Below are 26,804 nucleotides of genomic sequence, written 5' to 3'. Positions count from 1 at the left end.
CTTAGCTCCACGAAACAAGCCGCAGGGCTTGTTCACCACATAACTCAATACGGGGCTATGGCGCAGCTGGTAGCGCATCTCCATGGCATGGAGAGGGTCAGGGGTTCGAATCCCCTTAGCTCCACGACTCGGATCCCGGATCGTCTCGACGGTCCGGGATTTTTCGTATCCGGGGGAACGGCCGGCGGCCCGCATCCCGCGTCCCCTCGCCACGCCCCTCCCCCGCGGGAATTTCCCGCGATCCACCGGAAAAACATGCACGATGCCCGTGAACGATAACAATCGCCGTTACAATGATGTGTGGTCCCATTCCATGTTGGTTATCAAAGGAGACAAGACATCGTGACCGTAACCCGCGTGTATATCGCAAGCCCCGAAGGAGCCAATGGCCGCAACGTGGTGGCCTACGGCGTGCTCAACGCGCTGACCTCGAAGTACAAGACGATGGTGTTCCGCCCCGCCGTGTCCAACCACGACGACTTCACCCCGGTCCTGCTGTCCGCATCGAACGCCGGCCTCGGCGTGGCGCTGTCCACCGGCCTCGACGTGCACAAGGTGCGCGAGGACAAGGACACCGCCCGCGGCGACATCGTCGGCGCGTTCAACGACGCGATGGACGTCTCCCGCGCGGACGCGGCGCTCATCGTCGGTACGGACAAGTCGCACGTCAACGACCCGACCTCCTACGAGTTCAACGCGAGCGTGGCCGCCGACCTGCAGGCCGGCGTGTTCCTGGCCGTGTGCACCATCGACCGCTGGCCGCACGAGCTCGACGAGACCGTCAAGCTGTCCATCGAGGGCATGGAGGCCGCCGGCAACAAGGTGCTCGGCATCTTCGTGACCGGCTGCGAGCCGCGCCACGCCGTCTCCGTCAAGGAGACGCTGTCCAAGTACGGCCTGCCGGTCTGGACGATCCCGCAGGTGTCGTTCTCCGACGAATCCGGCAAGGACCTTGCCCTGGAGGCGTTCCGCAAGAACGCGCCCACCGAGCAGGTGCTCGCCGCGCTCGACGTCGACATTGACGCCCCCGTCACCCCGTACGCGTTCCAGTACGGCCTGCTCGGCAAGGCCAAGAGCAACAAGAAGACGATCGTCCTGCCCGAGGGCGAGGAGGACCGCATCATCAAGGCGGCCGACTTCCTGCTCGAGCGCGAGATCGTCAACCTGATCATCGTGGGCGACAAGGACGCCATCCTCGCCCGCGGAAGGGAGCTGGGCCTCAAGTACCTCGAGCGCGCCCGCTTCCAGGCCAAGGACGACGAGAACGTCTTGAAGCCGATGGTCGCCAAGCTGTGCGAGCTGCGCGCCAAGAAGGGCATGACCGAGGAGCAGGCCCGCAAGCAGCTGACCGACTCCAGCTACTTCGGCACGATGCTCGTCGTGCTCGGCTACGCCGACGGCCTGGTCTCCGGATCCATCAACTCCACCGCCAACACCGTGCGCCCGGCCCTGCAGGTCATCAAGACCAAGCCCGGGCAGAAGCTCGTCTCCGGCGCGTTCCTCATGTGCTTCAAGGACCACGTGGCCGTGTTCGCCGACTGCGCCATCAACCTCAACCCCGACGCCGAGCAGCTCTCCGAGATCGCGCTGCAGTCCGCCGAGACCGCCAAGGCCTTCGGCATCGACCCGAAGGTCGGCATGCTCTCCTACTCCACGCTCGGCTCCGGCAAGGGCCCGGACGTGGACGTCGTCGAGGAGGCCACCAAGCTGGTCAAGGAGAAGGCCCCGGATCTGCCGGTCGTCGGCTCCATCCAGTTCGACGCCGCATGGTCGCCGACCGTGGCCGCCACCAAGGCCAAGGGCAACGACGTGGCGGGTCACGTCAACGTGTTCGTGTTCCCGGACCTGTGCGCCGGCAACATCGCCTACAAGGCCGTGCAGCGCTCCTCCGGGGCACTGGCCATCGGCCCGGTGCTGCAGGGCCTCAACAAGCCCGTCAACGACCTGTCGCGCGGCGCCCTGGTGCAGGACATCATCAACACGATCGCCCTGACCGCCATCGAGGCGCAGTAGCCCCGCCCCTCACCCTCCCGTCGGTTTTCGACGAAACGGAGCGGAGGGCCGCCATATGGGGTGCCGGACCGTAGGCTTGGCCGAACGGCCTTGAGTGTGTCCAGCACCCCATATGGCGGCCCTCCGCGGTCACCGCACGCAACGCAGCCGAATCCAACGGTTTGTAGCAAGCAACGAGTAATCTAATCACGGTAGCCCGCCGTCTTGAAGCGGGATAGACAACACACAATGGAGGATGCCCACAATGGCGAAAACCGTCCTTGTCATCAATTCCGGCTCCAGCTCGATCAAGTACCAGCTGGTCGACCTCGAAACGGGCGAAGGCCTGGCTTCCGGTCTCGTCGAGAAGATCGGCGAGCCGATCGACGGCCACTACAAGCACGAGTACAACGGTGAGAAGCACGAGCTCGAGGAGCCGATCCACGACCACGAGCAGGGCCTCAAGCGCGTGCTCGGCTTCTTCGAGGAGTACGGCCCGAAGCTGTCCGATGCGGGCATCGTGGCCGTCGGCCACCGCGTGGTCCAGGGCGGTTCCCTCTTCCCGAAGCCGGCGCTCGTCACCGACAAGACGATCAACCAGGTCAAGGATCTCGCCGTCCTCGCCCCGCTGCACAACGGCCCGGAGGCCAAGGGCGCCGAGGTCATGCGCTCCCTGCTGCCGGACGTGCCGCAGATCTTCGTCTTCGATTCCTCCTTCTTCTTCCAGCTGCCGAAGGCCGCCAGCACCTACGCGCTGAACAAGGAGATCGCCGACCAGTACCACATCCGCCGCTACGGCGCCCACGGCACCTCCCACGAGTTCATCTCCTCCGTGGTGCCCGAGGTCGTCGGCAAGCCGGCCGAGGGCCTCAAGCAGATCGTCCTGCACATCGGCAACGGCGCCTCCGCCTCCGCCGAGGTCTCCGGCAAGCCGGTCGAGACCTCCATGGGTCTGACCCCGCTCGAGGGCCTCGTCATGGGCGGCCGCACCGGTGACATCGACCCGGCCGTGGTCTTCCACCTGATCCGCAACGCCCACATGAACGTCGATGAGCTCGACGCCCTGTTCAACAAGCGCTCCGGCATGACCGGCATGACCGGCTTCGGCGATCTGCGCGAGGTCCACCGTCTGGTGGCCGAGGGCAACGAGGACGCCAAGCTGGCCCTCGACGTCTACGTGCACCGCATCGTGAGCTACATCGGCAACTACACCTACCAGATGGGCGGCTGCGACGTGATCACCTTCACCGCCGGCGTCGGCGAGAACGACGACATCGTGCGCAAGATGGTGTGCGACAAGCTGGCCCCGTTCGGCGTCAAGCTGGACGAGGAGAAGAACGCGAAGCGCTCCAAGGAGCCGCGCATCATCTCCACCCCGGATTCCTCCGTGGTCATCGCCGTGATCCCGACCAACGAGGAGCTGGCCATCGCCCGCAAGTCCGCCGCGATCGCGGAGGCCGGCGAGGATACCTACGGCAACAAGTTCGCCAAGTGAGCCTGTGATTCGCCCATCGGGCGACAGTAAGGGGCTGGTGATTCGTCCTGAATCACCAGCCCCTTATCGTATTCCGGCTCCCCGTGCAGGACGGGAGAGCCGGATCAGGAGATGATCACCTGCTCAGCAGTTCGTTCCACATGCCGACGAAGTTCGGCAGCGTCTTTCTGGTGGTCTGCACGTCGACGATGTTCACCCCGGGCACCGCCAGACCGATCATCGCGGCGAACGTGGCCATGCGGTGGTCGGCGTAGGTCTCCATCACGGCGCCGTGCAGCCGCTCGCGCGGCACCGGCGTGATGGCGATGCCGTCGGGCAGCTCGCTCGCCTCGCCGCCGATGCGCGTGATCTCGGCGACGAGCGCCGCCAGACGGTTCGTCTCGTGACCGCGCAGGTGTCCGATGCCGATCATGTTCGTGGGCGCGTCGGCGAACACGAGAATCGCGGCCAGGGACGGCGCGATCTCCCCCGCCGCGGTCAGGTCGAAGTCACCCAGACCGTGGACGTGCCCGTCGGAGACGACTTCGCAGTACCGCACGCCGTCCTCCTCGGGGAATGAGACGCGGGCGCCCATCGATTCCAGATATCCGGGAAGCAGACCGCCGGGCTGCGTGGTCTCGACCGGCCAGTGCGGCACGCGCACGCGTCCGCCGGCGATCAGGGCCGCACCGAGGAACGGCGCCGCGTTGGACAGATCGGGCTCGACGACCACGCGATCGGACAGTTGCAGGGAGCCGTGGGCGACCCGCCAGACGCGCGCGTCCTCATCGGCCTCAGCGTGGCCGCCGGCGCCGTTGACGTCGGCGACGGTCATGCGGATGTGCGGCAGACTCGGGGTCCTCTCCCCCGTATGCGCGAGTTCGAGACCGCCCGGCAGACGCGAGCCGACGAGCAGCAGGCCGGAGATGAACTGCGAGGATCCCGACGAGTCGATGGACACCTTCGCGGGGGCGTCGGCGGACGGAAGCGTCTTCGGCGGCGTGACCGTGAACGGGAGGAAGCCCTCCTCGCCGTGGTACTCGATCGTCGCACCCAGCTGCTCCAGACCGTCGAGCACCGGCTTCATCGGGCGCGCGTATGCCTGTTCGTCGCCGTCGAAGCGCACGGCGTCGTCGGCGAACAGCGCGAGCCCGGGTACGAAGCGCATCACTGTGCCGGCGAGACCGCAGTACACGTCGACGTTGCCGCGGAAGAGCCCGCCGGCGGGCGGGGTGACGGTGACGGTGGTGTCGGTCTTCGGATCGACCTCGCAGGAGACGCCGAGCGCACGGAGCGCGCCCATCATCAGTTCGGTGTCGCGCGAACGCAGGAGCCCCACCAGTGTGACCGGCTTCGAGCCGAGCGCGGCGAGGATCAGGTAGCGGTTCGACAGGGATTTGCTGCCGGGAATGGTGACGGTCGCGTCGAGCGGGCCGCCGGGCGTGGGCGCGGCCCACAGGTTGTCATGCTTCGTTTCGCTCATACGCCCCATCGTATAGCCCGCGATCGCGGCGGGAGGCGCATCCATGCGTGTCGTGGGACGCTACTTCTTGCCCGTCGAGGCGTAGCCCTGCTGGATCGCGGTGTTGAGTCGGTTGAGCAGCGCGGTGGGATCGGCGTTCTCGCGCGCCTGGCTCAGCTGGTCCTGGAACGTGTTGACCGCGCCGTACGAGGTGTCGAGGTCGACGAGCTGCGAGGACAGATCCTGCAGCTGCTGGCCCTGCTCGGAGCCGGTCGAGTACGACGACGGGCTGCCGATCGCCTTCATCTGCGCGATGACGTCGCTCATCTGGTCGAGGGTCGTCGTGAGGGTTCCGGAGAATTCGGCGACCACCTGCGCCTTGACGTTGTCCAGAGCGCCGGCGGCGGTCTTGCAGGTGGAGATGTACTGCTCGTACTTGGTGTAGAAGTCGTCGTCGTACATGGTGCCGCTGGGCGTCGTGGAGCACGCCGTCACCATCGCGGACAGCGGCTTGGCGGAGTCTGCAAGGTTCTCGGACAACCGGACGAAGTGCCTCGCCTGCGTGGCGTACGTGGAGTATGCGGCGGCGACGTCGTCGTCCTTGACGGCCCTCAGGTCGGCGAACGCGTCCACGGACCTGCCCAGCTTGGACGCCTGCGCCTTGAGCGTCTTCACCTTGTCCGCGCTGTACGAGGAGTCCTGCGAGTAGAGGAACTGCAGCGCCTCGTCGAGGGCGACCGTCGTGTTCTGGTACTGCTTGGCCATCGTGGAGGTCTGCTGCGCCGCCGCCGAATAGTCGGAGGCGTGCACGGCCGAGAATGGCTTGAGCATGACGACCGCCGCGACCACTGCGATGACGACGACGATCGCGACGACGGAGCCGATCACCGTGGAGACGGCGGGACGTCTGCGCCTGAGCTTGACCGGACGAACGAGATCGTCGAAATCGGGGATCTCGAGCGGGGAGTGCATGCCGGCGGCGTCGAGCGGCACGATGTCGACCGCGTCGCCGTCGCGCTCGTCGTCGGAGGCGGACTTGCCCTGCTCGTCGGTCATACGTCTCTCCCTTGCTGCCATCGTGCGGCGAAATCGCCTGATCGTGAACAACCTCAGCGTAATCGGGAGGAATGACCAACGCATTACGCCCTGGTTTGCCGCGGCGACGCACCTGACGGCGGACTACAGTGGAAGGCGCGTAGCGGCGACTGGAGGCGGATATGCGGGTGATCGAACGACGGTGCCGCGGCAAGCACGCGGATCAGACGTTGAACGAGGATGGACTGCTCGTCACGGACGCCTTCGCATGCGTGGCCGACGGTGTGACGAGCAAGAGCGTGCGCAGTCCCTGGCATCCGACCGGCGGCGTGATGGCGAAGGATCTGCTGCTGTCCGTGATCGCGGGGATGTCCGCCGACGCGGGGATGCGCGAGGTCCAGCGTCGCGTGGACGAGCGGTTCCGGGCCGAGTACCGCGCACATCCGCTGGGTCTGTCGTTCTTCGAGCGAGAGCCGGTGGAGCGGCTGCAGGCCAACGCGGTCGTGTACTGCGCGGCGCTCGGCGAGGCGTGGCTGTTCGGCGACTGCCAGATCATGGTGAACGACGTGCAGGTGCCGACCGTCAAGCGCGTGGACGAGTTCATGGGCGAGCTGCGCTCGTTCGCAGCGAGGGCGCTGCGGATGGAACGCGAGGACCGCGGCGAACCGGATGACGCTGCCCGATTCCGGCCGGCGGATGCGCCGGATGTCCCCCGCTCCCCCGCCGGGTCCCCGGACCCGGCGCGAGACATGATCCTGCCGTTCCTGCGTCTGCAGTCGCGGTTCGCGAACCGGCGGGGTGAGTACGGCTACTTCGTGTTCGACGGGTTCACCGACCCGACGTATCCGATACGCGTCGTACCGGTCAGGTCCGGCGACGAGGTGGTGCTCGCCTCGGACGGCTATCCGCTGCTGCGCCCCACGCTGGCCGAGTCCGAACGCGAGCTGGAGCGTCTGCGGCGCGAGGATCCGGACCTCATCGACGAATACCGTTCCACGAAGGGTTTCACGGCCGGTCTCGACTCGTTCGACGACCGCACCTATCTGCGGTTCATCGCCTGACGTCGCCGAGGGCCAGTACGAACCGGTGGAGGCACGCGACGGCCTTCCACATCATCGAGTCGTCGAAGTCGAACGCGCCGTTGTGCAGGGAATGCGCCTGCTCGCCGGGGATGCCGGCCGTGAAGACGAAGAAGATGCCGCGCGCGTAGTCGAAGTATCGCGCGGCGCTGTCGCCGGAAAGGTATTCGACGTCGGACAGGCGGCAGTCCGACCCCCAGATGGTCCTGCCGACCTCGAGCCCCAGGTCGACGAGTTCGCCGTCGCTGATGATCGGCGGAGCGGGGTCGTCGTCGATGTCGACGTCCACGCTCGCGCCGGTTCCGCGCACGGCGGCGGCGCATCGCCCCGCGAGCAGCTCCCGCAGCCTGTGGTAGTCGTCGAGACGACAGGCGCGCAACGTCCCCTCCAATGTGACCTCGTCGGCGATGACGTTGCGAGCTGTGCCGCCGGATACGGTGCCGATCCCCGCGATGAAGGGCGATCCGCCGACGGACTCGTAGCTGCCGTTGACCCCATGCACCGCCTCCACGACCCGCGCCGCCGCGACGATCGCATCCACGCCCATGCCGGACGCGCCCCAATGGGCGGAACGCCCGTGGACGGTCAGCCGCATCCGGCCGATCGCCGCCGATGAGGCGCCCCTGTGCAGCTCCATGCCGTCGGGCGCGTCGTTGACGTAGTGGATCATGACGAACCAGTCGACCTTCGGATCGCGCATGACGCCCGCGTCGAGCATGAGCGCCGTGCCCTCGCCGTTCTCCTCCGCCTGCTGGAACATGAGCTTGACGTTCACGCGCAGCTCGTCGCGGTGTTCGACGCAGACCCTGGCGAACACCAGCAGAGTGGCGATGTTGCCGTCATGCCCGCAGGCGTGCGAGACGCCGTCGTGCCGGGACCGCCACGGCCGGTCGGTGAGGTCCGGGACCGCGATGCCGTCCATCTCGGCGCGGACCAGCACCGTGCGGCGCTCCATGCCTCCGGGCTCGTCCTCCCCCGGTTCCGGAGCCCAGATCATCGCCGTGAGCCCGTACTCGCCGACGCGGCGCACCTCCAATCCGAGGTCGCGCAGATGGCGTTCCACGTACGCCGACGTCTCCCTCTCCTTGAGGCTCAGCTCGGGCCACTGGTGGAAATGTCTGCGGAGCGTCCGCAGCTCGTCCTCGTACGGGGAATAGTCCATTGTCGCTTCTCCTTGCCGTGCGCGTCCCTTAAGGTCGCCCGCTAGAGGCGGTCGGCGATCAGCGCGCAGTGCTCGCGGACGATGCGCGCCGACTCGTGGAATCTGACGAGCTCGTCGCCGGTCAGATGCAGGTCGACGAAGTCGCCCACGCCGTCGGCGTCCAACGCGACCGGCAGGCTCAGGAACACGTCGTGCTCGTCATACTCGTATTCGCCGTCGATCAGCGTGGAGACGGGGATGACACGACGTTCGTTCCACAGGATCGTGCGCGTCAGACCGGCGACGGTGGCGGCGATGCCCTGACTGGTGCCGCCGCGCAGGGCCTTGATCGCCATGCCGCGTTCGCGGGTCCGCTCCTCGATGCCCTCCAGTGTGATGCCCTCGTAGCGCTCGCGGTTGTCCTCGAGATACCGCGTGAGGCTCTTGCCGATGAACGAGACCGTCGACCACGGCACGAACTGGGACTCGCCGTGCTCGCCGATCACGTACCCGGAGACCATGCGCGGGTCGAGCCGTGTGATCTCGCCGATGATGGTCTTCATGCGCGACGTGTCGAGCGCGGTGCCCGAGCCGAGCACCTGCGCGCGCGGCAGACCGGTGCGTCTCCACGCGAACCAGCTCAGCACATCGACCGGATTGGACACCATGATGAGGATGCCGTCGAATCCGGAGTCCCTGATCGCACACAGGATCGGGTCGACGATGTCGATGGCGGCGCCGAGCTCCTGGAAGCGCGTCTCGCCGGGTTTCGGCTTCGGTCCGGCGGTGACGATCACGATATCGGCGTCGCGGCAGTCGGACCAGTCTCCCTGACGGATGGAGACGAACCGGCCGATGAACTCGGCGCCGTCCATCAGATCCATCGCGAGGCCCTTGGCCTTGTCGGGATTGTGGTTGACGAGCACCAGCTCGTCGCACAGCCCCTGCAGCACGATGGCGCTGGACACCGCCGACCCCACGCTGCCGGTTCCCACGACGACGACCCTGCTTCTGTGCGATGTGACCATGACGGCATCTCCTCCCCCGTTGTCCTTCTGCGACAGGATAGACGAACGACGGACCATGGGGCGCGGTCCGTTCCACATCGACGACCATGACTGCGCAGGGAATTGGCCTCCCCGGAAAACGTGTGAGCCGAACGCACGGAACCGCACAATCGCACATCGTCGGAAACGGCTTGGTTCCAGCCGTTGCGGGATTCCGATGTGCGATTCGCCCCGTTCGCTGGCTCACACGTTCGTTATCGAGAATGATTCTCTGCGCACCGTGACGACGGCCCTACCGGCGTGTCGCGATTTGACGACGCCATGCTTCCCCGATAAAGTGCCTATCCGTTGCCGAAACAACGACACCTGCCCGGGTGGCGGAATGGTAGACGCGCTAGCTTGAGGTGCTAGTGCCTATTTTTAACAGGCGTACGGGTTCAAGTCCCGTCTCGGGCACGATTGAAACCCCGCGGATTCATCTCCGCGGGGTTTTTCGTTATCACTCAGCGATCGGAGGCGATGCGGGACTCGGGCAACGGTTCGGCCGCTCCCCCGACGGCCGCCTTCCCCGTGACGTCGGACATCACGGTCTCATCCTCCGAATCGACGTCGACGTCGGCTGATGAGTCCGACGGATCCGCCGCACCGGTGGCCTGCGAGCGCACGAGCTGCATCGTCACGCGGTCGGCCTCGATCGCGGCGATCTGACGCGAGAACACGATGAACCATCCGAGGAACAGCAGGCCGGCGAGCGCCTCGACGTTGGTCAGGGTGTTGTGCCCGAGCATCATGTTCCACCAGAATCCGGCGCACAGGAGCGCCGCGAGGTCGGAGACGACCATCACCGCCTTGCCGATGCGCGGCGCGAGCCACGGCAGCAGCAGAAATAGCAGCAGCATGACGAACGGCAGGCCCTTCGCGCAGATGTTGTGCAGCAGGTTGTGCGGCGTGTACCGGAACGCGCCGATGCCGATGAACGCGAGCCCCGAGAGCGTGAGCAGCACGGAGAGCACCGTCATGCGTGTGACGAAGTGCGGGATGTCGTAGCCGCGGTTCGGGTCGTCGCGCGTGTGGTCGTGCCACAGACGCATGAGACGCTCGGTGGTGAGCAGCTCGGAGACCGCGAAGTAGCTGACGATGATGATGCACACGCCCGCCAGCATCAGCGTGGAGTTGAACATCGTCGCCGCGAACGTGGTGCGATCGCCCAGCTGGGAGAAGTTGTTGTGGTACCAGTACGGGTCGTCGGTCGTCAGTCCCGCGACGCTCACACCGGAGATCACGAAGAAGGGAAGCAGGGAGGCGAGCGTCTTGGCGCTCATCATCTCCGCCTGCACGAACGTCACGTAGCCGACGACGCCGGCGAACGCGGCGCACACCGACGACATGTAGCCGACGAACAGCGTGCCCATCATCTCGTTGATCGCGCCGAGCAGGGCGAACGACGACAGGAACGTGGTCGAGGCATACACGGTCGAGAGGGCCAGCGTCTCGACGATGCGTCGGATGGGGGCGAGCCAGCCGTTCTTCAGGGTCATCGACCGCGAATTGGTGATGTACCCGATGCAGAACGAGAGCACCGCGCACGCGGCCACGATGCCCGAACAGACGGTGAAGCGGCGCTGCGAGACCTGCCAGATGGCGGGCGCGTATTCGAGATAGAGGTTCATGCCAACGGCGCCGGCGAACGCGCACAGGATGAACGAGATCAGGCCGCCGGTCTCCGCACGTTGATGACGGCCCATGATCGTTTCCCTCCCACTTGCCTCGCGTCGAGTCCACCTGTATTGTACAATGACTGATTGTGCTTTCGGCGGTCGGGCGGATGCGTCCGTGGTTCGCCGACGCCGGTCCCGAGGGATCGGTCCGATGCACGCAACGGGCCGTAGCGCAGTTTGGTAGCGCGCCTGCTTTGGGAGCAGGATGTCGCGGGTTCAAATCCCGCCGGCCCGACCCGAAAGCCCTACTCCCGCTTGGGATGTAGGGCTTCTTCTTTTTGCTCCGAGACCGTTCGTTAACTTGTGCGAGAGCCCCCGAAAGGCTATTCAGCACCCATTCCAAATCCCTTGTTCACCGGTTCGTCGGGTTGTGGCTTTCTTCGGCGGGTTGGCGGAATCGGACCGATGCCGGTGTTTTTCGGAAAATGGGCCGGTGTTGTTAGTTCCATCCTCCGACGAGTTCGAGGCAGCAGTGGCCCGTTACCGAGTGTCCTCGGTAGGTGCCGACCACTTGGCTTGCGCCTTCGTATTTGCGCCCTGAGGGGTTCGGCGAAGCGATTTCCTGTTCGTCCATGATGGATGTGACGGTGAGTTTCGCTTCCCATTCAGGGATGGAGAAGGTCCATCCGGTTGGGTATTTCATGCCGGTCACAGGACTTTCCCACACGTTGAAGGAGTCGCCGACCATCGGATCCACGCCGGCGGAAGATTGGGTGCCGTCCTCATGCAGGACGCTGGCCCAGCAATGTTCGCTGCCCGTGGCCAGTTCGGTTACACCCCATAGGCTGATCACGTCGGGATCGTTATCGAAGCAGAGGTTCATCCACAGCCATTTGCAGTTGTAGCCGTCCTTGAGGCTTCTGCCTTTGGGCATGCCGGCGAACTGACGGTCCATCCATACCATTCCTTCCACCTCGTGACGCTGGCCGTCGAGAGTGATGACGCCTTTGGCGGCCATGTGCGGGAACGAGTATTGGTAGTTGGCCACTCCGGCGATCTGGAAGTAGCCGGTACCGAGACTGTAGAGTGGATATCCGGTGCCGTGCAGGTCGAGGTAGATGGATCCGTCCGGCATGGCCGATGCGATGCGCATGTTGTCGAGGTCGCCTTCGATGACGTCCTTGTCGGTGTGGATGTGCAGTCCCTGGCCTGCGACCTGTCCTCGCCTGACCTTGTAAAAGCGGTCTTCGTGACGGTAGATGCGTCCGGTCTCATCGGTGATGGACAGCACGCTGTTGATCATGCGCACCGGCAGGTATTTGGAGAACTGCAGGACGCTGACATGGTACATGAAGTCAAGGGTGTGGCCGCCCGTCTCGAAATGACCGACCCAGAACCATGAGTTGCCGACTTTGTCGGTGCGTATGAATGTGTCTTGGATGGGATCCACCAGCGGTTCGGTGCCGTGGTGGAAGGTACGGATGTTGTGGGTCAGCGAGTTGTTCGTGGTGTTCATCATGTCTCGTTTCGTTTTGGTTCCGTGTCTGTTGATACGTTGTCGTTTCGGTCACTGTCCGACGAGAGTCCGTTTCGTCGCGCCTCGGTGCGTTCGAGTCGCCAGAAGCGCCGTGACGAGGGCGGCCGCGAGGATGACCGCGATGGCGGCGAATGCCAGCGTCGAGCCGAGTATGGATTGCGCGTGTTCGGTGGCGGTGGGCGCGAGGGTGGTGGACAGCGCGGAGATGGATACGATGAGGGCTGTGCCCATCGAGGAGGCGATCTGCCCGACGGTGTTGGTCACGCTTTGCGCGTGCCCGATGTTTTCGTTGTCGAGTGCGTTGATGCCCCAGGTGTTCACCGGGGTCATGGCGAACATGAGTCCCGCGTAGAGCACGGTGTAGGCGCATGCCGTGAGGATGACCGAGGCGTCCGCGCCGAGCAGAGCCATGAGCACGCCGCCGATGGTCATGACCGTCAGGCCGGGCAGGGCGACCTTGCGGATGCCGTATTTGTCGAACATGCGGCCTGAGACGATACCGCAGCATGCGCCGATGAGGGCGCCGGGAAGCATGGCGAGCCCGCTGGCGGTGGCGGATGCGCCGAGCACGGTCTGGATGAACATCGGCACCATGACGTTGCAACCCATGAGGGCCGCCTGCATGCATGCCACGATGATCACCGAATGCGCGTAGGTGCGGTTGGCGAGGATTCCGACGCGCAGCATCGGTTCCTTCGCCTTGAGCTGTCGGCGCACGAACACGGCCACGAGCAGCACGCCGACGACGATCAGCGAGACGGTGAGCATCATGTTGCCGGTGGACGTGAACGTGGACAGCCCGTACAACAGGCATGCCAGACCGACCGAGGAGAGCAGCACGGAGACAAGGTCGAACGCACCCGGTTGGAAGCCGTCGAAGTTACGCAGGTAGACGGCGGCCAACGCGATGACGATCAGCGAGACGGCCGCCATGATGACGAACAGCGTGCGCCAGCCGAACGAGTCGATGATCACGCCGGAGACGGACGGGCCGAGCGCCGGGGCGAAACCGACGACGAGTCCTGTGATGCCCATTGCCGTACCGCGGCTTTCCTTGGGGAACACGAGCAGGATCACCGCGGTGACCATCGGCATGATCGCGCCGGTGCACAGGGCCTGCAGCACCCGGCCGACCATGAGCAGGGGGAAGGTCGACGCGAATGCGGCGACGAGACTGCCGACCGCGAACAATGAGATGCATCCGATGAACAGTCTGCGGGTGGAGAAGCGCCCCATGAGGAACGCTGCGAGCGGGATGACCATCGCCTCGACCAGAGAATAGCCGCTGGACAGCCACTGAACGGTGGTGGAATCCACCCCGAGGTCCTTCATGATGGACGGCAGCGCCGGCGTGACCACCGACATGTTGAGCACGGCCAGCAATGTGCCCATGAGCAGCACGATGACCATGATCCATTGTTTTCTGTTGATGCCAAGTTTCACAATAACACTCCGATAAACAATAGTTATTGATTATTCAACGAGCATCAATTATTATCGAAACGCAACGGATGACAACCACCGATATGCGACATTTCTCGCTTATTCGACGATTCGCCTGAATCGTCGAACAACACGCGGCTTATGGACGGAGCAGGAATGACGCTACCGGCAGAACGAAAGGAACATGGTGACCGATCTTCGCATCGTCAAAACCCGCAAGGCAATCCGCGAGGCGTTTCTGCGCCTACGGGCATCAGGAGTTCCGGTCTCGAAGGTCAAGGTCAAGGACATCTGCGACCTTGCGCTCGTCAACCCGAGCACGTTCTACAAGCATTACCTCGACGTATACGACCTCAACGACAAGCTTGAGGACGAGACCATCGACGCGATGCTGGAGCATTACCCCGACAAGGACAAGATCCTGTCCGACCCACCCGCATTCCTCAATGGCTGGAGACCGGCCATCGACAGCCAGATCGACGATCTGCGCGTCCTGTTCGCAGGCCGCCCCGAAGCCATGTTCCGCAAAATCGAATCGATGCTCGTCGAACGTTACTCCGCCCGAGCAGCGAACGAGCGCGAGCGCATCGCCGCCGTCTTCTCCATCGCCGGGGCCCTCCACTCGCTTGGCCTGCTCAAGCTGGAAGGCGGACAAAGCGACGACGAGATCATCGCGGCGGTCGTCGAAAACCTCAACGCCATCGCCGCTCGGATCCCCGACGGACGATAACGAACACCCCCCTATACGAATCAACGGCATCATCACGCGGATACCCTCAATCATCTAGTCAATCATCATGGAACAGATAACAGAACATCATCCCATCCCATCGTCGGCATCGCGATTCGCCGCATCGATACTGACCGCGCTGGTCTTCGTTGTCGCGCTGAATCTGCGAGCCCCGCTCACATCCGTCGGCCCGCTGCTGCCACGGATAGGGGCGTCCGAACATCTCAACGCGACGATGCAGGGCCTGCTCGGCTCGTTGCCCATCCTCGCGTTCGCCGTCGTCTCCCCGATGGTGCACCGGGCCTCCGAACGCCTCGGCATCGAACGCACCGTGCTGGCCGCAATGGCGTTCCTGACGCTCGGCATCGTGATCCGTTCGGCATGTGGCACCATCGGATTGTGGGCCGGCACGCTCGTCATCGGTTGCTCGATCGCGGTGGGCAACGTTCTGGTGCCGGCCATAGTCAAACGCGATTACCCCGGTCACACATCACTTGCCACCGGCATATACTCCGCATGCATGACCGGCATGGCCGCGTTCGCCTCGGCCGCGACATTGCCCCTGTCCGATGCAATCGGGTGGCAGGGCACGCTCGGCATCTGGGCCATTCCCGCCGGAATCGTCACACTGCTGTGGCTATGGCGTTCACGGGCGAATGCGCAAAGGACGACCCCGGTTGCGAAGACCGCCGCCGATGCGCAGCCCCGCAGCCGACAGAGTACGGCATCGGAGACCCGACTCCGCGTCTCCATGTGGAAAAGGCCGGAGGCATGGGCCGTCACCCTGTTCATGGGGCTGCAATCCGTGAACTATTACGTGTGCGTCACCTGGCTGCCCACCATCGAGGTCTCCTTCGGTGTGCCCACCGACCGGACCGGCTGGCATCTGGCGGTCTTCCAGCTCGTCGGTATCGTCATGGGACTGCTCATCCCCATGCTGCTGAAGGGCGACAGCCAGGTCGCCGCCGTTGTCGTCGCCAGCGTGCCATTGGCCATCGGTGCGCTCGGACTGGCATTCGCACCGCGGCTCGATCTGCTGTGGATCATCGTCGCCAGCATCGGCTCGGGATGCTCTCTGGTCGTGGCACTCTCATTGATCGGATTGAAGACCTCGACCACCGAGGAGACGACGCAACTGTCGGGCATGGCTCAATGCGTCGGATACCTGCTCGCCGCAGTCGGCCCCACGTTGGCCGGAACGATCTACGACATCACCTCGGGATGGCGGACGGTGCTCATCATGCTGGCCATACTAGCCGTCGCACAGACCGCCATCGGCATCATCATCGGACGGAATAAGGAAGCGGGGCGATGACCATGCTCGGCGAAACACCCTACGACGCAATGGTACTAGCCAAGTCGGTGGGCTACTATCGCAATCGACGGCTGATCCTTGCCGACGTAAACCTCACCATTGCCACCGGCGGACGATGGGTGCTGTTCGGACCGAACGGAGTGGGAAAATCCACACTGCTGGAAATGATCGCGATGCGCACCTACCCCAACGTCGGCGAACTGCGCGTCTTCGGGGACCGAACAGTCGCGGGCTCGGACCCGGAGCGCCGTCGCACCCGCGTGGCCATCGTCTCGGCGGCGTTCGGGCACAACATCGGGTCGGGAATGAACCCGCTCACGGTCGTCGCCTCGGGGATTCCACGAGGAACGAAGGATTCGGCTGACGAGGCATACGAGAAGGCGTACGCGATGATGCGCCGGCTCGGCATCGCATATCTGACCGGCAAACAGTGGCGCAACCTGTCCGAAGGCGAACGCACGAGGGTGATGATCTCCCGCGCGCTCGTCTCGCCGGCGGATCTCCTAATCTTCGATGAACCGACCACCGGCCTTGATCTGGGTGGCCGTGAAACGGTATTGCGAGAACTGTCGGCGCTGGCCTCGCGAGGGGACGAGCGCACGATGCTGCTCGTCACGCATCAGGTGGAGGACATCCCCGCCGGATTCGACCATATCGCGATGATGGGCCGAATGATGGAACACGAGTGCATGACATACCTCGACACGCATCCGCGCATCTACGCCACACTTGACGGCAACACGACACCGGGAACCATCACATTCACCGGACCACTTGACGAAGGACTTACCGACGAACGTCTCGAATCGATGTTCGGCGTCCCGCTACACGTAGAGCGAACCGGGCAGCGATGGAGAGCTCGCACCGGCTGCGTTTCGCATGAGCGGTCCGAATGAACGCCTCGTCGCCGGCTCCAGTGCTCCTCAGTCATTGTGCCGCATTCGGCTGGGGAGCACTGGAACCGATGCGGACACAACCGGGACACAGCGACCGCGGAAAGCAACGAAATCAGCAGTGTCTAGTCTCAGCCAAGAACCCCCGAATCCTAACAGGATGTCACGGGTTCAAATCCCGCCTGCCCGACCGGTAAGCCCTACTCCCGACTGGGATGTAGGGCTTCTCCATCTCGAAGCGGAGACCCTGATGATAACAATGGGTAACAATGGCCGATGATATGCAAGCTCATCTCCGGTCACCGGCGTTTGATATGCCAGGATCCGATTCCAATCCGAAAGGGTCAGCACGCCGATGACAGCCATTGATCGCTCAAATTCCATATACGTCGATCTCATGCGTGAGGTCACCGGATATATCGTCGGATACTGGCAAGACGCCGCCGATGGACACCCGTACCATGCCATGCACCATCCCGGCCATACCGCGCGGGACATGGCGGCCGAATACATGGTCGAACGATACGAGGATTGGCTGAGGGACATGGAATGGATCGAGCCGGACAGGCTTGCCCGCTATGCATCGCTGGGTAGGGGGACCACCCCGGTCGAAGCCGCCATGGATGCGTGCGACCGGATGTTCGGCATCATCTGGCCGCACGCCGAAGGCGACGATCCGCTGTATCCGTAAGCGAGAAGAGGACGCTTGGAACCCACCCGATCGAATGCCGGTACGGTTTCGGATACGGTGGCGCAACGTCCACACGGCACATCAAACGACGGAATCCGAATGCGCCGAATGCATCGGCGACGATCACCAGTCGGGGTTGACGATCTGCATGGCGACGCCGTCGGGCATGACGTGGAAACCGTGGCCCTCGTAGAACGTGGCGTTCCTGCTCTCCTCGGGCATGACCTCGATGTAGAAGTAGTCGCGGTACTTGTCCCTGAGCATCTCGATCATGTGCCCGGCGATGCCGTTGCCCTGATACTCGGGATCGACCAGCACGTAGTGCACGTAGGCGAGCATCGCGCCGTCGTCGAGCGCGCGCACGAGACCGACGAGACGGTCGCCGTCCCACGCGGTGATGACGGTGGACGAGCCCATCAGCGCCTTGTGCAGCTGCTCCGGATACTCGGCCGAGACCCATCCGACCGACCGGAACAGCCGCTGCACCTGCTCCTGCGTGAACTTCCGATCCTCGGTGAATGCGATGGTCATGTCTCTCCCCTTTTGTTACCTGACGTCTGTTCGACGATGCCGACATCATAACCGTCCGCACGCGTGACGGATGCGGGTCATCCTCCATACGGACGACGAACGGCGGACGGCGGGGCAACGGAACGCGACGACGGCGAAGGCCCGCATCCGAAACGTCTCCGTGGGGATGCGGGCCTTCGCCGTCATACCGTCCGGGTCGTGAACCCGGATCGTCCGCGAGCCGCGGATCAGAAGTTGCGCGGCTGCACCGGCTTCTCGGCGCTCATCAGCAGCATGAAGCTGCGCGACTGCGCGGTGATCGAGAACCCGGCCTCGTAGTTGAGCACCGGTCCCTTCGGGTTGTGCGTGTCGACGATCAGCTTCCACTTGCGTCCGTAGCGCTCCTCGGGCAGCGTGAACTGGATCGGCTCGTAGTGCGCGTTGAAGATGAGGATGAAGTCGTTGTCGACCATCGGGTTGCCGTAGTAGTCGAGCTCGGGGATGTCCGAGCCGTTGAGGTACACCATCATCGAGAACGCATGCGTGTTCTGCCAGTCCTCCATGTCCATGATGGAGCCGGTGTGGTCGAACCATTCGACCTGCGGGATCGTCTCCGTGTCCTCGCCCGGCTCGCGACCGGAGAAGAAGCGGCGACGGTGCAGCACCGGGTGCTCCAGACGCAGGTGGATGAGCTTCGAGACGAACTCGAACATGTCCTCGCGCGTGGAGTCGAGATCCCAGTCGGTCCACGAGATCTCGTTGTCCTGACAGTAGGCGTTGTTGTTGCCCTGCTGGGTGCGCTCGACCTCGTCGCCGCCGCAGATCATCGGGATGCCCTGGCTGACCAGCAGCGTCGAGAACATGTTGCGGATCTGACGCTGGCGCAGCTCGTTGACGTCGCTGATGGTGGTCGGGCCCTCCACGCCGCAGTTCCACGAGCGGTTGTTGCTTTCGCCGTCGCGGTTGCCCTCGCCGTTGGCGTCGTTGTGCTTCTCGTTGTACGACACGAGATCGTTGAGCGTGAAGCCGTCGTGGGCGGTGATGAAGTTGACCGAGGCGACCGGACGGCGTCCGTTCATCTGGTACAGGTCGGACGAGCCCATGAGGCGCGACGCGAACTCCGGAAGCGTGGACGGCTGCGAGCGCCAGAAGTCGCGCACGGTGTCGCGGTAGCGTCCGTTCCACTCGGACCAGCTGGACGGGAAGCCGCCCACCTGGTAGCCGCCGGAGCCGAGATCCCACGGTTCGGCGATGAGCTTGACACGGCTGATGACCGGGTCCTGCTCGACGATGTCGAAGAACGCGGAGAGCTTGTCGACCTCCTGGAACTGACGGGCGAGCGTCGCCGCCAGATCGAAGCGGAAGCCGTCGACGTGCATCTCGGACACCCAGTAGCGCAGGGAGTCGGTGATGAGCTGCAGGGCGTGCGGCGAGCGCATGAGCAGCGAGTTGCCGGTGCCCGTGGTGTCGAAGTAGTGCTGCCGGTCGTTGTCGACCAGACGGTAGTAGGCGGCGTTGTCGATGCCCTTGAAGCTCAGGGTGGGGCCCATGTGGTTGCCTTCGGCGGTGTGGTTGTACACCACGTCGAGGATGACCTCCATGCCGGCCTGGTGGTACGCCTTGACCATCGACTTGAACTCGTTGACCTGCTGGCCGCGCTCGCCCGCGGACGAGTAGGCGTTGTGCGGGGCGAAGAAGCCGATGGTGTTGTACCCCCAGTAGTTCGACAGGCCCTTCTCCTGCAGGAAGGAGTCGTTGACGAACTGGTGGATCGGCATGAGTTCGATGGCGGTGACGCCGAGCTTCTTGAGGTATTCGATGACCGTCGGGTACGCGAGGCCCGCGTAGGTGCCGCGGATGTCCGGCGGCACGTCCTTGTTGAGGTTGGTCATGCCGCGCACGTGCGCCTCGTAGATCACGGAGTCGTGGTACGGGATGCGCGGGTGCTGGTCGTTGCCCCAGTCGAAGTAGGGGTTGACGACCACGGACTTCATCGTGTGCGACGCGGAGTCGAGCGTGTTGATGTCGTACGGGTTGTCGGGTGTGGCGAACCGGTAGGAGAACAGGCTCTCGTCGCCGTCGATGTTGCCTTCGATGGCCTTGGCGTACGGATCGAGCAGCAGTTTGGCGGGGTTGCAGCGCAGGCCCTGGTTGGGGTCGTACGGTCCGTGCACGCGGAAGCCGTAGCGCTGTCCCGGCTGGATGCCGGGGATGTAGTTGTGCCAAATGTAGGAGTTCTGCTCGGTCATCTCGATGCGGGTTTCATGATCGTCCTCGTCGAACAGGCACAGTTCGACGCTGTCGGCGACCTGAGAGAACAATGCGAAGTTGACTCCGGCGCCGTCATAGCTGGCGCCGAGCGGATAGGTTAGACCCGGTCTTAGCTGCATAATCACCAGTATCGCACCTCCAATCGTAAGAATGTGTGATGTTGCATGAACGGTTGGTGTTCCTTTTGGGTGTTTCCGTTCGTTTCCGAGATGTGGGGCGACCGGCCGCCGGACCGTCGTGGTCGTCGTGGACCGGTCGATCGGCGGGTTTCAGGCGGTCAGGCGCCGCAGCGCCTCGTGTTGGATGGCGATGATCGAATTGGAGGCCGTGACGCGGATGGCGTTGAGGTCCTCCCAGCTCACCCATGCGGATTCGACGTGTTCGTCGGGATCGAAATGCGTGGGTCGATGCGTCCATGAATCGAGATGGATGACCATGATGTGGGCGAGTTCGTCGGTCATGCCCTCCGACGAATAGTAGTCGCCGACATGGTCGATGCGCAAGTCGTCCCGCGATGCGGGCGCGACGCCGGTCTCCTCGACGAGTTCGCGCAGCGCGGCCTGTTCGACCGTCTCGTCCTCGTCCATGAGGCCCGCGGGCAGGCCATAGGCGAAGATGTCGCTGCCGGCCCGGTACTCGCGTTCGATGAGGTAGCGGTCACTCGCCGTGTCGTGCACGAGCATGACCACGCACGGCGCGTGGCGGAGCACCTGGCGCCGGATGCGCACGACGCCGCCGGAGTTCGTCGTCAGTCCTATGGTCATGTCGTCCACGTGGAAGATCGCGCCGCGGTACACCTCGCGGCTGTCGATCACCTTCGCGGGCACGTTCATGTCGATGCCGTCGGAGCTGGCGTCGAGCGTCGCGCCAGCCGCGTCGGTCATGTCGGGCGCCGCGTTCATATCGGTCATGTCACGCCTCCTTTGGCGCGGGCCCGCCGGTCGGTTCCGTCGGCACGTCCTTCGGCGCGTACACGTTCCCGCCATGCACGGAGAAGGTCCACGGATCGGTGTTGCGCCGGATCCAGTCGACCTGAGGACGCTCGCCGCACGCCCGTTCGACGGCGGCCGGCACGTCCTCGACGGCGTAGCGGAACCACATCGATTCGATGGCCGAATGGGGCGTGTTGACGAAGCAGGGGCGCACCTGTCCGTCGCCCGGCTCGCCGCCCTTGTCGAGCACGATGCCGGCCGCGCGCATCGACGCCTCGTAGCGCGCCTGTTCGATGGCGTCGGTGACGGGGTGATGACGCAGGTCGCTGGTCACATACACGTCGACGCCGGCGGCGCGGACCTCGTCGAACAGGGAGTCGCCCGATCCGGGCAGCACGGCGACGGTGGAGACGGTCGCATCGGGGTCGCCGCACGCCTGTACGCCGAGCGCGGTGTCGACCGGCAGCGCCGCGGCGACGCGCTTGGCGAACGCGTCGAGGCTCATCGGTTCGGGCAGTCGTCCCACGCGTCCGAGTCCGACCGCGTGCCCGGCGTCCGGATCATCGATCGGCACGAGCGGACGCTGGTCGACGAGACCGAACCCGTCGGCGGCCGCCTGCGCGACGCCGCGGTATGCCGAATCGGCGTTGGTGTGTCCGACCCACAGCGCGCAGCCGGAGCGGGCAAGACGGTCGACGATCGCGCCGCGGAAGCCGAGTCCGGAGACCTGATGCACCGAACGGAAGAACAGCGGATGGTGGGTGACGAGCAGGTCCGCGCCACGCGCGATCGCCTCGTCGACGACCGCCGAGGTCGGGTCGGCGGCGAAGGCGATGCGCCCGACCGGGCGCGTGAGGTCCCCCACGATCAGTCCCGGCTCGTCCCACTGCTCCGCATACCGCAGCGGGTAGAGCGTCTCCAGCACGTCGACGACCTGTTTGAGATTCGGCATATGTTCCTCCTTGACTGTGCTTGACTGTGACGCCCGGCCGCTGCGCCGCCGATCAGTGGGCGGCGAGCTGCCAGTCCGATCCGATGCCGGTGGAGACGTCCAGCGGCACGTCGAGCGTGACGGCGCCCTCCATCGCCTCGCGCACGAGCCTCGTGGCGGTCTCGGCCTCGCCCGGCGCGATCTCGACGACGAGTTCGTCGTGGATCTGCAGGATGATGCGGCTCTTGAGGCCCGCCGAGCGCAAAGCTTCGTCGGCGTGGATCATCGCGATCTTCATGATGTCCGCGGCGGTTCCCTGGATGGGCGCATTGAGCGCGGCACGCTCGGCGGCGTCCCGCGCCACGCGGTTCGTGGACCTCAGGGCCGGGAAGTAGCGGCGGCGGCCGAACATCGTCTCGGTGTAGCCGCGTTCGCGTGCCTGGGCCACACACGACTCGAGGAAGTCGTGCACCTTGCCGAAGGTGGCGAAGTACTTGGCCTTGAGCCCCTCGGCCTCACCCGGGCTGATCTTGAGCTGCTGGGACAGACCGTAGGTGCTCAGTCCGTAGGCGAGGCCGTAGCTCATCGCCTTCACGTGGCTGCGCTGGTCGGCGCTGATCTCGTCGACCGGCAGCTGGTAGACGAGGCTCGCCACGTAGCGGTGGAAGTCCGTGCCGCTCCTGAACGCCTCGATCAGCGCCTCGTCGCCGGACAGGTGCGCCATGATGCGCAGCTCGACCTGCGAGTAGTCGCAGCTCATCAGCGATTCGAAGCCCTCGCCGGGCACGAACGCGGACCTGATCTCACGTCCGGCCGCGTTGCGGTTCGGGATGTTCTGCAGGTTCGGGTCCACCGAGCTCAGACGGCCGGTGGCGGCCACGGTCTGCTCGAACGTGGTGTGGATGCGTCCGTCGTCGGGGTTGACCGCGTCGATCAGCGTGGCGACGATCTGCTTGAGCTTGTTCGTCTCGCGGTGACGCAGCAGCGCCCCGAGGAAACCGCTGGCGCGCTCGTCGTCCGCGTTGCGCACGTAGAGCGTCTGCAGGGCGTCCGCGTTGGTGGTGTACGAACCGGACTTGGTGCGTTTGGTGGGCTTGAGGCCCATGTCCTCGAACAGGACCTTGGCCAGCTGCTTGGGGCTCTGCAGATTGACACGGGAGCCGGCGTTGTCCCATGCGATCTCCTGCGCCTGACTCGCCTCGGCGGCGAACATGTCGCGCATGTCATCGAGACGGCGCATGTCGGTCTTCGCGCCCTCGTTCTCCATGCCGAACAGCACCTCGGAGACGGGCAGCTCGATGTCGGCGAGCAGCTTGGTCTGCGCGCACTCCTCGAGCCGTGGCCCGAGATCGCGGGCCACGGCCGTCACGATGGCCGTGTGGCGCAGCAGGATGCCGTCCTCGCGGGCACGCTCGCCGTCGCCTCCGTCGGCGCCGTCCGCGGCGGCGGGCTCGGCGTCGAAGTCGAGCAGCCCCTGCGTGGCCTTGGGTTTCGGTTCCTCCTCCACGTGCAGGTCGAGGAACTGGGCCGCGGCCTGCTCGAGGGTGTCGGCGTGGAAGTCGGGACGGATCAGATAGCCCGCGAGCTTGGTGTCGAACGCAGGTCGGGGCAGGTCGACGCCGCCGGCCGCGAGCAGATGCAGGTGCTCCTTGTAGCCGTGCACGACGAGGGTGTCGCGATGGCGCTCCAGCAGACCGGACAGCGCGTCGGCGACGTCCGGGCCGAACGGCGTCTTGACGACCAGCGCGGAGGCGGACTCGCCGGCGCCGGCGCCATCGTCATCGCCCGCGTCGGCGAGCAGGGCCATCGCCCTGAGCGAGGCGCGTCCCGGTCGTGCGTCGCCCTCCGCGTGGAGCGTCAGACGGGCGGACGACGAATTCGTCCGCTCCCATGCCTCGACGGCCGCCGCATCAGCGGCATGTTCCGCTTCGGGGATATGCAGCGACGGCTCCGACGGGGTGCCGCCGCCGGACGGGGACGCCCCTCCCCCGGCCTTCGGCATCTCACCGCCGTTGAAGGTCTTGAGCACGCGGTTCCTGGTGCGCGCGCCGAATTCGAGCTGCTTGAACAGCACGTCGATCTTGTCCGGATCGGGACGGCCGAACGTCAGGTCGTCGATCGTGACGCCGAGGTCGAGGTCACGCACCAGCGCGTTGACCCTGCGGTTGAGCATCACCTGTTCGAGATTGGCGCGCAGCGCCTCGCCCTTCTTGCCGCCGATCTCGTCGGCGTGCTCGCGGATGCCGTCCAGGGAACCGTACTGGTTGATCCATTTGGCGGCGAATCCGTCGCCGACACCCGGCACGCCGGGGATGTTGTCGGCGGTCTCGCCGCGCAGCGCGGCCAGATCGGGGTATTGCGCCGGAGTCACCTTGTACTTGGCGACGACCTCCTGCGGGGTCATGTGCTTGAGGTCCTTGAAATGGTGGCCGGGGTACAGCACGGTGATGTAGTCGTCGATCAGCTGGAACGCGTCGCGGTCGCCGGACAGCACGAGCGTGTGGTATCCGGCCGCCTCGCCCATCGACGCGAGCGTGCCGATGACGTCGTCGCCCTCGTATCCGGGCTTCTCGATGTAGGTGACGCCGAGCGCCTCGAGCATGCGCTGGATGAGCGGCAGCTGGGTGAGCAGTTCCTCGGGCGCGGCGTCGCGCGTGCCCTTGTACTGCGGCAGCAACGTGTTGCGGAAGGTGCCGCCCTTGACGTCGAAGGCGACGGCGAGGCGATCGGGCCTTTCGGCCTCGATGACCTGGGAGAGCATCGAGGCGAAGCCCCAAACGGCGTTGGTGGCCTGACCTGAGGACGTGGAGAAGTTCTCGACCGGCAGAGCGAAGAACGCGCGGAACGCCAGTGAATGGCCGTCAACGACCAACAGCGTTCCGCGCGTCTCGAGGGTCTCAGTGGATTCGGTATCCGCCATGATTCCTTATCGTGGGAGGGATCAGTGCTCGTCGCGTTCCGGCTTGGGGTCGCCGTACTTCGCGATGATGGCCATGGCCAGACGCTTCTTCGGGATGCGCTGGTCCATCGAGGTCTTCTGGATCCAGCGGAACGCGCCCTGCTCGGAGAAGTCGGCCTTGTCCATGAGCAGACCCTTGGCGCGGTCGACGAGCTTGCGCTCCTCGAGCGTGTCCTGGGCCTTCTGCAGATCGGCCTGGGCCTTGGCGAGCTCCTCCTGGGTCTCCTTGAGCTTGTTCTCGCTGCGCTCGACGTTGTCGAGCAGGTCGTTGATCTCGGCGAAGCGGCCCATCGCGACCTCCAGGGCCGGGATGAGCTTGGACTCCTCGTACGGCTTGGTCACGTAGGCCATGGCGCCGGCGCCGGTGGACTTCTTGACGAGGTCCGGCTGGGAGAACGCGGTGAGCATCACGACGGGGGCGATGTTCTCGTCGCAGATGATGCCGGCGGCGGTGATGCCGTCCATGCGCGGCATCTTGACGTCCATGCACACCACGTCCGGACGCTTGGCACGGGTCAGCTCGACCGCCTCCTCGCCGTTGGCGGCCTCGCCGACGACCTCGTAGCCGTTGTCCTCGAGCATGCCGACGAGATCCATGCGGTTGACGGATTCATCCTCGGCCACGACGACGGTGCGCTTGCGGTTCTCGTCCGCCTCGGGGGCCGACGCCTCCTTGAGATCGGTGTCGCCGCGCGCCACGGCCTCGAGTTCCTCCTCGGTGAGCACCGGTTCCATCTGCGGAGCCTGATCAGCGGTCTTCCTAGCAACCATGCCAGTCCCTTTCCTCTTTACGTGCGTTGTGTCTGTATTCTTTCGTGATTCTAACGCATATTCGAGATGGCCGCGGGCATGACGTGCCCGCGGCCATCAATCCCCCTCATTCGCCGTCATCCGACGGTTCGCGCCGTCGCCTCACTCGCCTTCCGATTCGGACAGACCCGAGTGCAGACGTAGGATGGCGATGATGGAGTTCGCGTCCATCACGGTGCCGTTGACGACCATACGGTACGCCTCGTCGACGGTGTACAGCCGCACCTCGGAGCGCGGGGTCTCCGGCCCGATCTGCGTGCGGTCGGCCGGCACCGAGGTCAGTCCGGTGGCGTAGTACAGCGACGTGTACTGGGTGGAGAAGCCCGGGGTGCTGACGAAGCGCGCCACCTGACGGAACGACTTCGCCTCGTATCCGGCCTCCTCGCGCAGCTTGCGCTTGGCGACGTCGAGCGGACGCTCGTCGGGGGTGGCCGCGTGGCCGCCGGGAATCTCCAGCGTCCAACGGTGGATCGGGATGCGGTACTGCTCGACCAGCGGCAGCCTGCCGTCGTCGGTCAGCGCGACGACCGCCACGGAGTCGCCGTTGTTCACGTGCACGACGGTGCGCGTGATGTCGCCGGCCTGCGGGGACTCGAACGTGACGCGGTCGATGTTGAAGTAGTGACTGGTCAACACCTGGCTGCGCGATTCCTCCTTCAGCGGTGAAGGACGCCAGGGGTCGAATTGACGGTAGGTTTCGTTGGTCATGATCCCTCCTAGGTAGTTTCCATGGAAACTCTCGATATCCATTGTAGTTCGAGGCGTTTCATCCCATCAGAGCCACGCTGTGGGCTTGACGCGGAAAATGGGGTTATAGGCCAAAATGTGTGTCTGAGGGTTTAGTCGTTTGATGGCCATTCGACGCGGGTGTGGAAGTCGTTCCAGTCGATGCCGGTGCCGTATCTCATGGGGATGCCGAACGTCTCGTGCATGC

The 26,804-nt window shown here is 64.9% G+C and carries 21 protein-coding genes and 3 tRNA genes; 10 read left to right on the top strand and 14 right to left on the bottom strand.

What is annotated here, in order from left to right:
* Positions 1-51 precede the first annotated feature (51 nt).
* The 3 genes from JS528_RS11050 to JS528_RS11040 all read left to right on the top strand — a co-directional run bounded on the left by JS528_RS11050 (position 52) and on the right by JS528_RS11040 (position 3,487).
* A tRNA-Ala gene (locus JS528_RS11050) sits at positions 52-124 on the top strand.
* 218 nt (positions 125-342) lie between these two features.
* Positions 343-2,013, top strand: a complete 1,671-nt coding sequence (gene pta, locus JS528_RS11045) for a phosphate acetyltransferase (RefSeq protein ID WP_214359089.1) — start codon at positions 343-345, stop codon at positions 2,011-2,013.
* 244 nt (positions 2,014-2,257) lie between these two features.
* Positions 2,258-3,487, top strand: coding sequence for an acetate/propionate family kinase (locus JS528_RS11040; RefSeq protein WP_214359088.1), 1,230 nt, complete (start codon positions 2,258-2,260; stop codon positions 3,485-3,487).
* Between the two features lie 115 nt (positions 3,488-3,602).
* Here JS528_RS11040 and aroA read toward each other — a convergent pair whose 3' ends face one another.
* Positions 3,603-4,949 (bottom strand): 3-phosphoshikimate 1-carboxyvinyltransferase, encoded by a 1,347-nt coding sequence (aroA, locus tag JS528_RS11035; protein WP_214359087.1) that lies wholly within the window; start codon positions 4,947-4,949, stop codon positions 3,603-3,605.
* A 60-nt stretch (positions 4,950-5,009) separates the two neighbouring features.
* Positions 5,010-5,984, bottom strand: coding sequence for a hypothetical protein (locus JS528_RS11030; protein ID WP_214359086.1), 975 nt, complete (start codon positions 5,982-5,984; stop codon positions 5,010-5,012).
* A 161-nt stretch (positions 5,985-6,145) separates the two neighbouring features.
* On the opposite strand from JS528_RS11030, the gene JS528_RS11025 reads away from it, so the two are divergent.
* Positions 6,146-7,024: a hypothetical protein gene (locus JS528_RS11025; RefSeq protein WP_214359092.1), complete on the top strand. Its 879-nt coding sequence runs from the start codon at positions 6,146-6,148 to the stop codon at positions 7,022-7,024.
* Here the strand turns inward: JS528_RS11025 and JS528_RS11020 are convergent.
* On the bottom strand, positions 7,014-8,204 hold the full coding sequence (locus JS528_RS11020) for a M20 metallopeptidase family protein (protein WP_214359085.1): 1,191 nt from the start codon (positions 8,202-8,204) through the stop codon (positions 7,014-7,016). The two genes, JS528_RS11025 and JS528_RS11020, sit on opposite strands and share 11 nt — an antisense overlap.
* A 41-nt stretch (positions 8,205-8,245) precedes the next feature.
* Complete coding sequence (locus JS528_RS11015; RefSeq protein WP_214359084.1) at positions 8,246-9,211, bottom strand: L-lactate dehydrogenase; 966 nt, start codon at positions 9,209-9,211, stop codon at positions 8,246-8,248.
* 347 nt (positions 9,212-9,558) lie between these two features.
* On the opposite strand from JS528_RS11015, the gene JS528_RS11010 reads away from it, so the two are divergent.
* A tRNA-Leu gene (locus tag JS528_RS11010) sits at positions 9,559-9,646 on the top strand.
* 47 nt (positions 9,647-9,693) lie between these two features.
* Here JS528_RS11010 and JS528_RS11005 read toward each other — a convergent pair.
* The gene (locus tag JS528_RS11005; protein ID WP_240541470.1) at positions 9,694-10,935 is read right to left on the bottom strand and encodes an ABC transporter permease; all 1,242 of its coding nucleotides are present in this window, start codon (positions 10,933-10,935) and stop codon (positions 9,694-9,696) included.
* A gap of 134 nt (positions 10,936-11,069) precedes the next feature.
* Here JS528_RS11005 and JS528_RS11000 point away from each other — a divergent pair.
* Positions 11,070-11,143 (top strand) — tRNA-Pro (locus JS528_RS11000).
* A 204-nt stretch (positions 11,144-11,347) separates the two neighbouring features.
* On the opposite strand, the gene JS528_RS10995 is transcribed toward JS528_RS11000, so the two are convergent.
* Both JS528_RS10995 and JS528_RS10990 read right to left on the bottom strand, forming a co-directional pair.
* On the bottom strand, positions 11,348-12,367 hold the full coding sequence (locus tag JS528_RS10995) for a lipocalin-like domain-containing protein (RefSeq protein ID WP_214359083.1): 1,020 nt from the start codon (positions 12,365-12,367) through the stop codon (positions 11,348-11,350).
* A gap of 48 nt (positions 12,368-12,415) precedes the next feature.
* Positions 12,416-13,828, bottom strand: coding sequence for a DHA2 family efflux MFS transporter permease subunit (locus tag JS528_RS10990; RefSeq protein ID WP_214359082.1), 1,413 nt, complete (start codon positions 13,826-13,828; stop codon positions 12,416-12,418).
* A 184-nt stretch (positions 13,829-14,012) separates the two neighbouring features.
* On the opposite strand from JS528_RS10990, the gene JS528_RS10985 reads away from it, so the two are divergent.
* The 4 genes from JS528_RS10985 to JS528_RS10970 all read left to right on the top strand — a co-directional run bounded on the left by JS528_RS10985 (position 14,013) and on the right by JS528_RS10970 (position 17,457).
* Positions 14,013-14,558, top strand: coding sequence for a hypothetical protein (locus tag JS528_RS10985; protein WP_163232306.1), 546 nt, complete (start codon positions 14,013-14,015; stop codon positions 14,556-14,558).
* 67 nt (positions 14,559-14,625) lie between these two features.
* Positions 14,626-15,873, top strand: a complete 1,248-nt coding sequence (locus tag JS528_RS10980; protein ID WP_214359081.1) for a CynX/NimT family MFS transporter — start codon at positions 14,626-14,628, stop codon at positions 15,871-15,873.
* A complete protein-coding gene (locus tag JS528_RS10975; RefSeq protein WP_240541469.1) occupies positions 15,870-16,769 on the top strand; it encodes an ABC transporter ATP-binding protein in 900 nt (299 codons plus the stop codon). The genes JS528_RS10980 and JS528_RS10975 overlap by 4 nt, the downstream gene beginning before the upstream one ends.
* Positions 16,770-17,121: 352 nt before the next feature.
* The gene (locus tag JS528_RS10970; RefSeq protein WP_214359080.1) at positions 17,122-17,457 is read left to right on the top strand and encodes a hypothetical protein; all 336 of its coding nucleotides are present in this window, start codon (positions 17,122-17,124) and stop codon (positions 17,455-17,457) included.
* 123 nt (positions 17,458-17,580) lie between these two features.
* Here the strand turns inward: JS528_RS10970 and JS528_RS10965 are convergent, their stop codons facing one another.
* The 7 genes from JS528_RS10965 to JS528_RS10935 all read right to left on the bottom strand — a co-directional run bounded on the left by JS528_RS10965 (position 17,581) and on the right by JS528_RS10935 (position 26,578).
* The gene (locus JS528_RS10965; protein ID WP_214359079.1) at positions 17,581-17,988 is read right to left on the bottom strand and encodes a GNAT family N-acetyltransferase; all 408 of its coding nucleotides are present in this window, start codon (positions 17,986-17,988) and stop codon (positions 17,581-17,583) included.
* A gap of 227 nt (positions 17,989-18,215) precedes the next feature.
* On the bottom strand, positions 18,216-20,357 hold the full coding sequence (gene glgX / locus JS528_RS10960) for a glycogen debranching protein GlgX (protein ID WP_214359090.1): 2,142 nt from the start codon (positions 20,355-20,357) through the stop codon (positions 18,216-18,218).
* Between the two features lie 150 nt (positions 20,358-20,507).
* Positions 20,508-21,149: an NUDIX hydrolase gene (locus JS528_RS10955; RefSeq protein ID WP_214359078.1), complete on the bottom strand. Its 642-nt coding sequence runs from the start codon at positions 21,147-21,149 to the stop codon at positions 20,508-20,510.
* 1 nt (position 21,150) lies between these two features.
* Complete coding sequence (locus JS528_RS10950) at positions 21,151-22,122, bottom strand: Nif3-like dinuclear metal center hexameric protein (protein ID WP_214359077.1); 972 nt, start codon at positions 22,120-22,122, stop codon at positions 21,151-21,153.
* 52 nt (positions 22,123-22,174) lie between these two features.
* Positions 22,175-25,021, bottom strand: coding sequence for a DNA polymerase I (gene polA / locus JS528_RS10945; RefSeq protein WP_214359076.1), 2,847 nt, complete (start codon positions 25,019-25,021; stop codon positions 22,175-22,177).
* A gap of 21 nt (positions 25,022-25,042) precedes the next feature.
* On the bottom strand, positions 25,043-25,831 hold the full coding sequence (locus tag JS528_RS10940; RefSeq protein ID WP_214359075.1) for an ANTAR domain-containing response regulator: 789 nt from the start codon (positions 25,829-25,831) through the stop codon (positions 25,043-25,045).
* Positions 25,832-25,972: 141 nt separating this feature from the next.
* On the bottom strand, positions 25,973-26,578 hold the full coding sequence (locus JS528_RS10935; protein ID WP_214359074.1) for an NUDIX domain-containing protein: 606 nt from the start codon (positions 26,576-26,578) through the stop codon (positions 25,973-25,975).
* Between the last annotated feature and the right edge of the window lie 226 nt (positions 26,579-26,804).

This window comes from Bifidobacterium santillanense, assembly GCF_018555385.1.
GTDB lineage: Bacteria > Actinomycetota > Actinomycetes > Actinomycetales > Bifidobacteriaceae > Bifidobacterium > Bifidobacterium santillanense.
This window is presented reverse-complemented; position numbering and strand designations above follow the sequence as displayed.

Coding starts and splice junctions, on each gene's coding strand:
- JS528_RS11040 (WP_214359088.1), top strand. CDS start 2,258: ATGGCGAAAACCGTCCTTGTCATCAATTCCGGCTCCAGCTCGATCAAG.
- aroA (WP_214359087.1), bottom strand. CDS start 4,949: ATGAGCGAAACGAAGCATGACAACCTGTGGGCCGCGCCCACGCCCGGC.
- JS528_RS11030 (WP_214359086.1), bottom strand. CDS start 5,984: ATGACCGACGAGCAGGGCAAGTCCGCCTCCGACGACGAGCGCGACGGC.
- JS528_RS11025 (WP_214359092.1), top strand. CDS start 6,146: ATGCGGGTGATCGAACGACGGTGCCGCGGCAAGCACGCGGATCAGACG.
- JS528_RS11020 (WP_214359085.1), bottom strand. CDS start 8,204: ATGGACTATTCCCCGTACGAGGACGAGCTGCGGACGCTCCGCAGACAT.
- JS528_RS11015 (WP_214359084.1), bottom strand. CDS start 9,211: ATGGTCACATCGCACAGAAGCAGGGTCGTCGTCGTGGGAACCGGCAGC.
- JS528_RS11005 (WP_240541470.1), bottom strand. CDS start 10,935: ATGGGCCGTCATCAACGTGCGGAGACCGGCGGCCTGATCTCGTTCATC.
- JS528_RS10995 (WP_214359083.1), bottom strand. CDS start 12,367: ATGATGAACACCACGAACAACTCGCTGACCCACAACATCCGTACCTTC.
- JS528_RS10985 (WP_163232306.1), top strand. CDS start 14,013: ATGGTGACCGATCTTCGCATCGTCAAAACCCGCAAGGCAATCCGCGAG.
- JS528_RS10980 (WP_214359081.1), top strand. CDS start 14,626: ATGGAACAGATAACAGAACATCATCCCATCCCATCGTCGGCATCGCGA.
- JS528_RS10975 (WP_240541469.1), top strand. CDS start 15,870: ATGACCATGCTCGGCGAAACACCCTACGACGCAATGGTACTAGCCAAG.
- JS528_RS10970 (WP_214359080.1), top strand. CDS start 17,122: ATGACAGCCATTGATCGCTCAAATTCCATATACGTCGATCTCATGCGT.
- JS528_RS10965 (WP_214359079.1), bottom strand. CDS start 17,988: ATGACCATCGCATTCACCGAGGATCGGAAGTTCACGCAGGAGCAGGTG.
- glgX (WP_214359090.1), bottom strand. CDS start 20,357: ATGCAGCTAAGACCGGGTCTAACCTATCCGCTCGGCGCCAGCTATGAC.
- JS528_RS10955 (WP_214359078.1), bottom strand. CDS start 21,149: ATGACCGATATGAACGCGGCGCCCGACATGACCGACGCGGCTGGCGCG.
- JS528_RS10950 (WP_214359077.1), bottom strand. CDS start 22,122: ATGCCGAATCTCAAACAGGTCGTCGACGTGCTGGAGACGCTCTACCCG.
- polA (WP_214359076.1), bottom strand. CDS start 25,021: ATGGCGGATACCGAATCCACTGAGACCCTCGAGACGCGCGGAACGCTG.
- JS528_RS10940 (WP_214359075.1), bottom strand. CDS start 25,831: ATGGTTGCTAGGAAGACCGCTGATCAGGCTCCGCAGATGGAACCGGTG.
- JS528_RS10935 (WP_214359074.1), bottom strand. CDS start 26,578: ATGACCAACGAAACCTACCGTCAATTCGACCCCTGGCGTCCTTCACCG.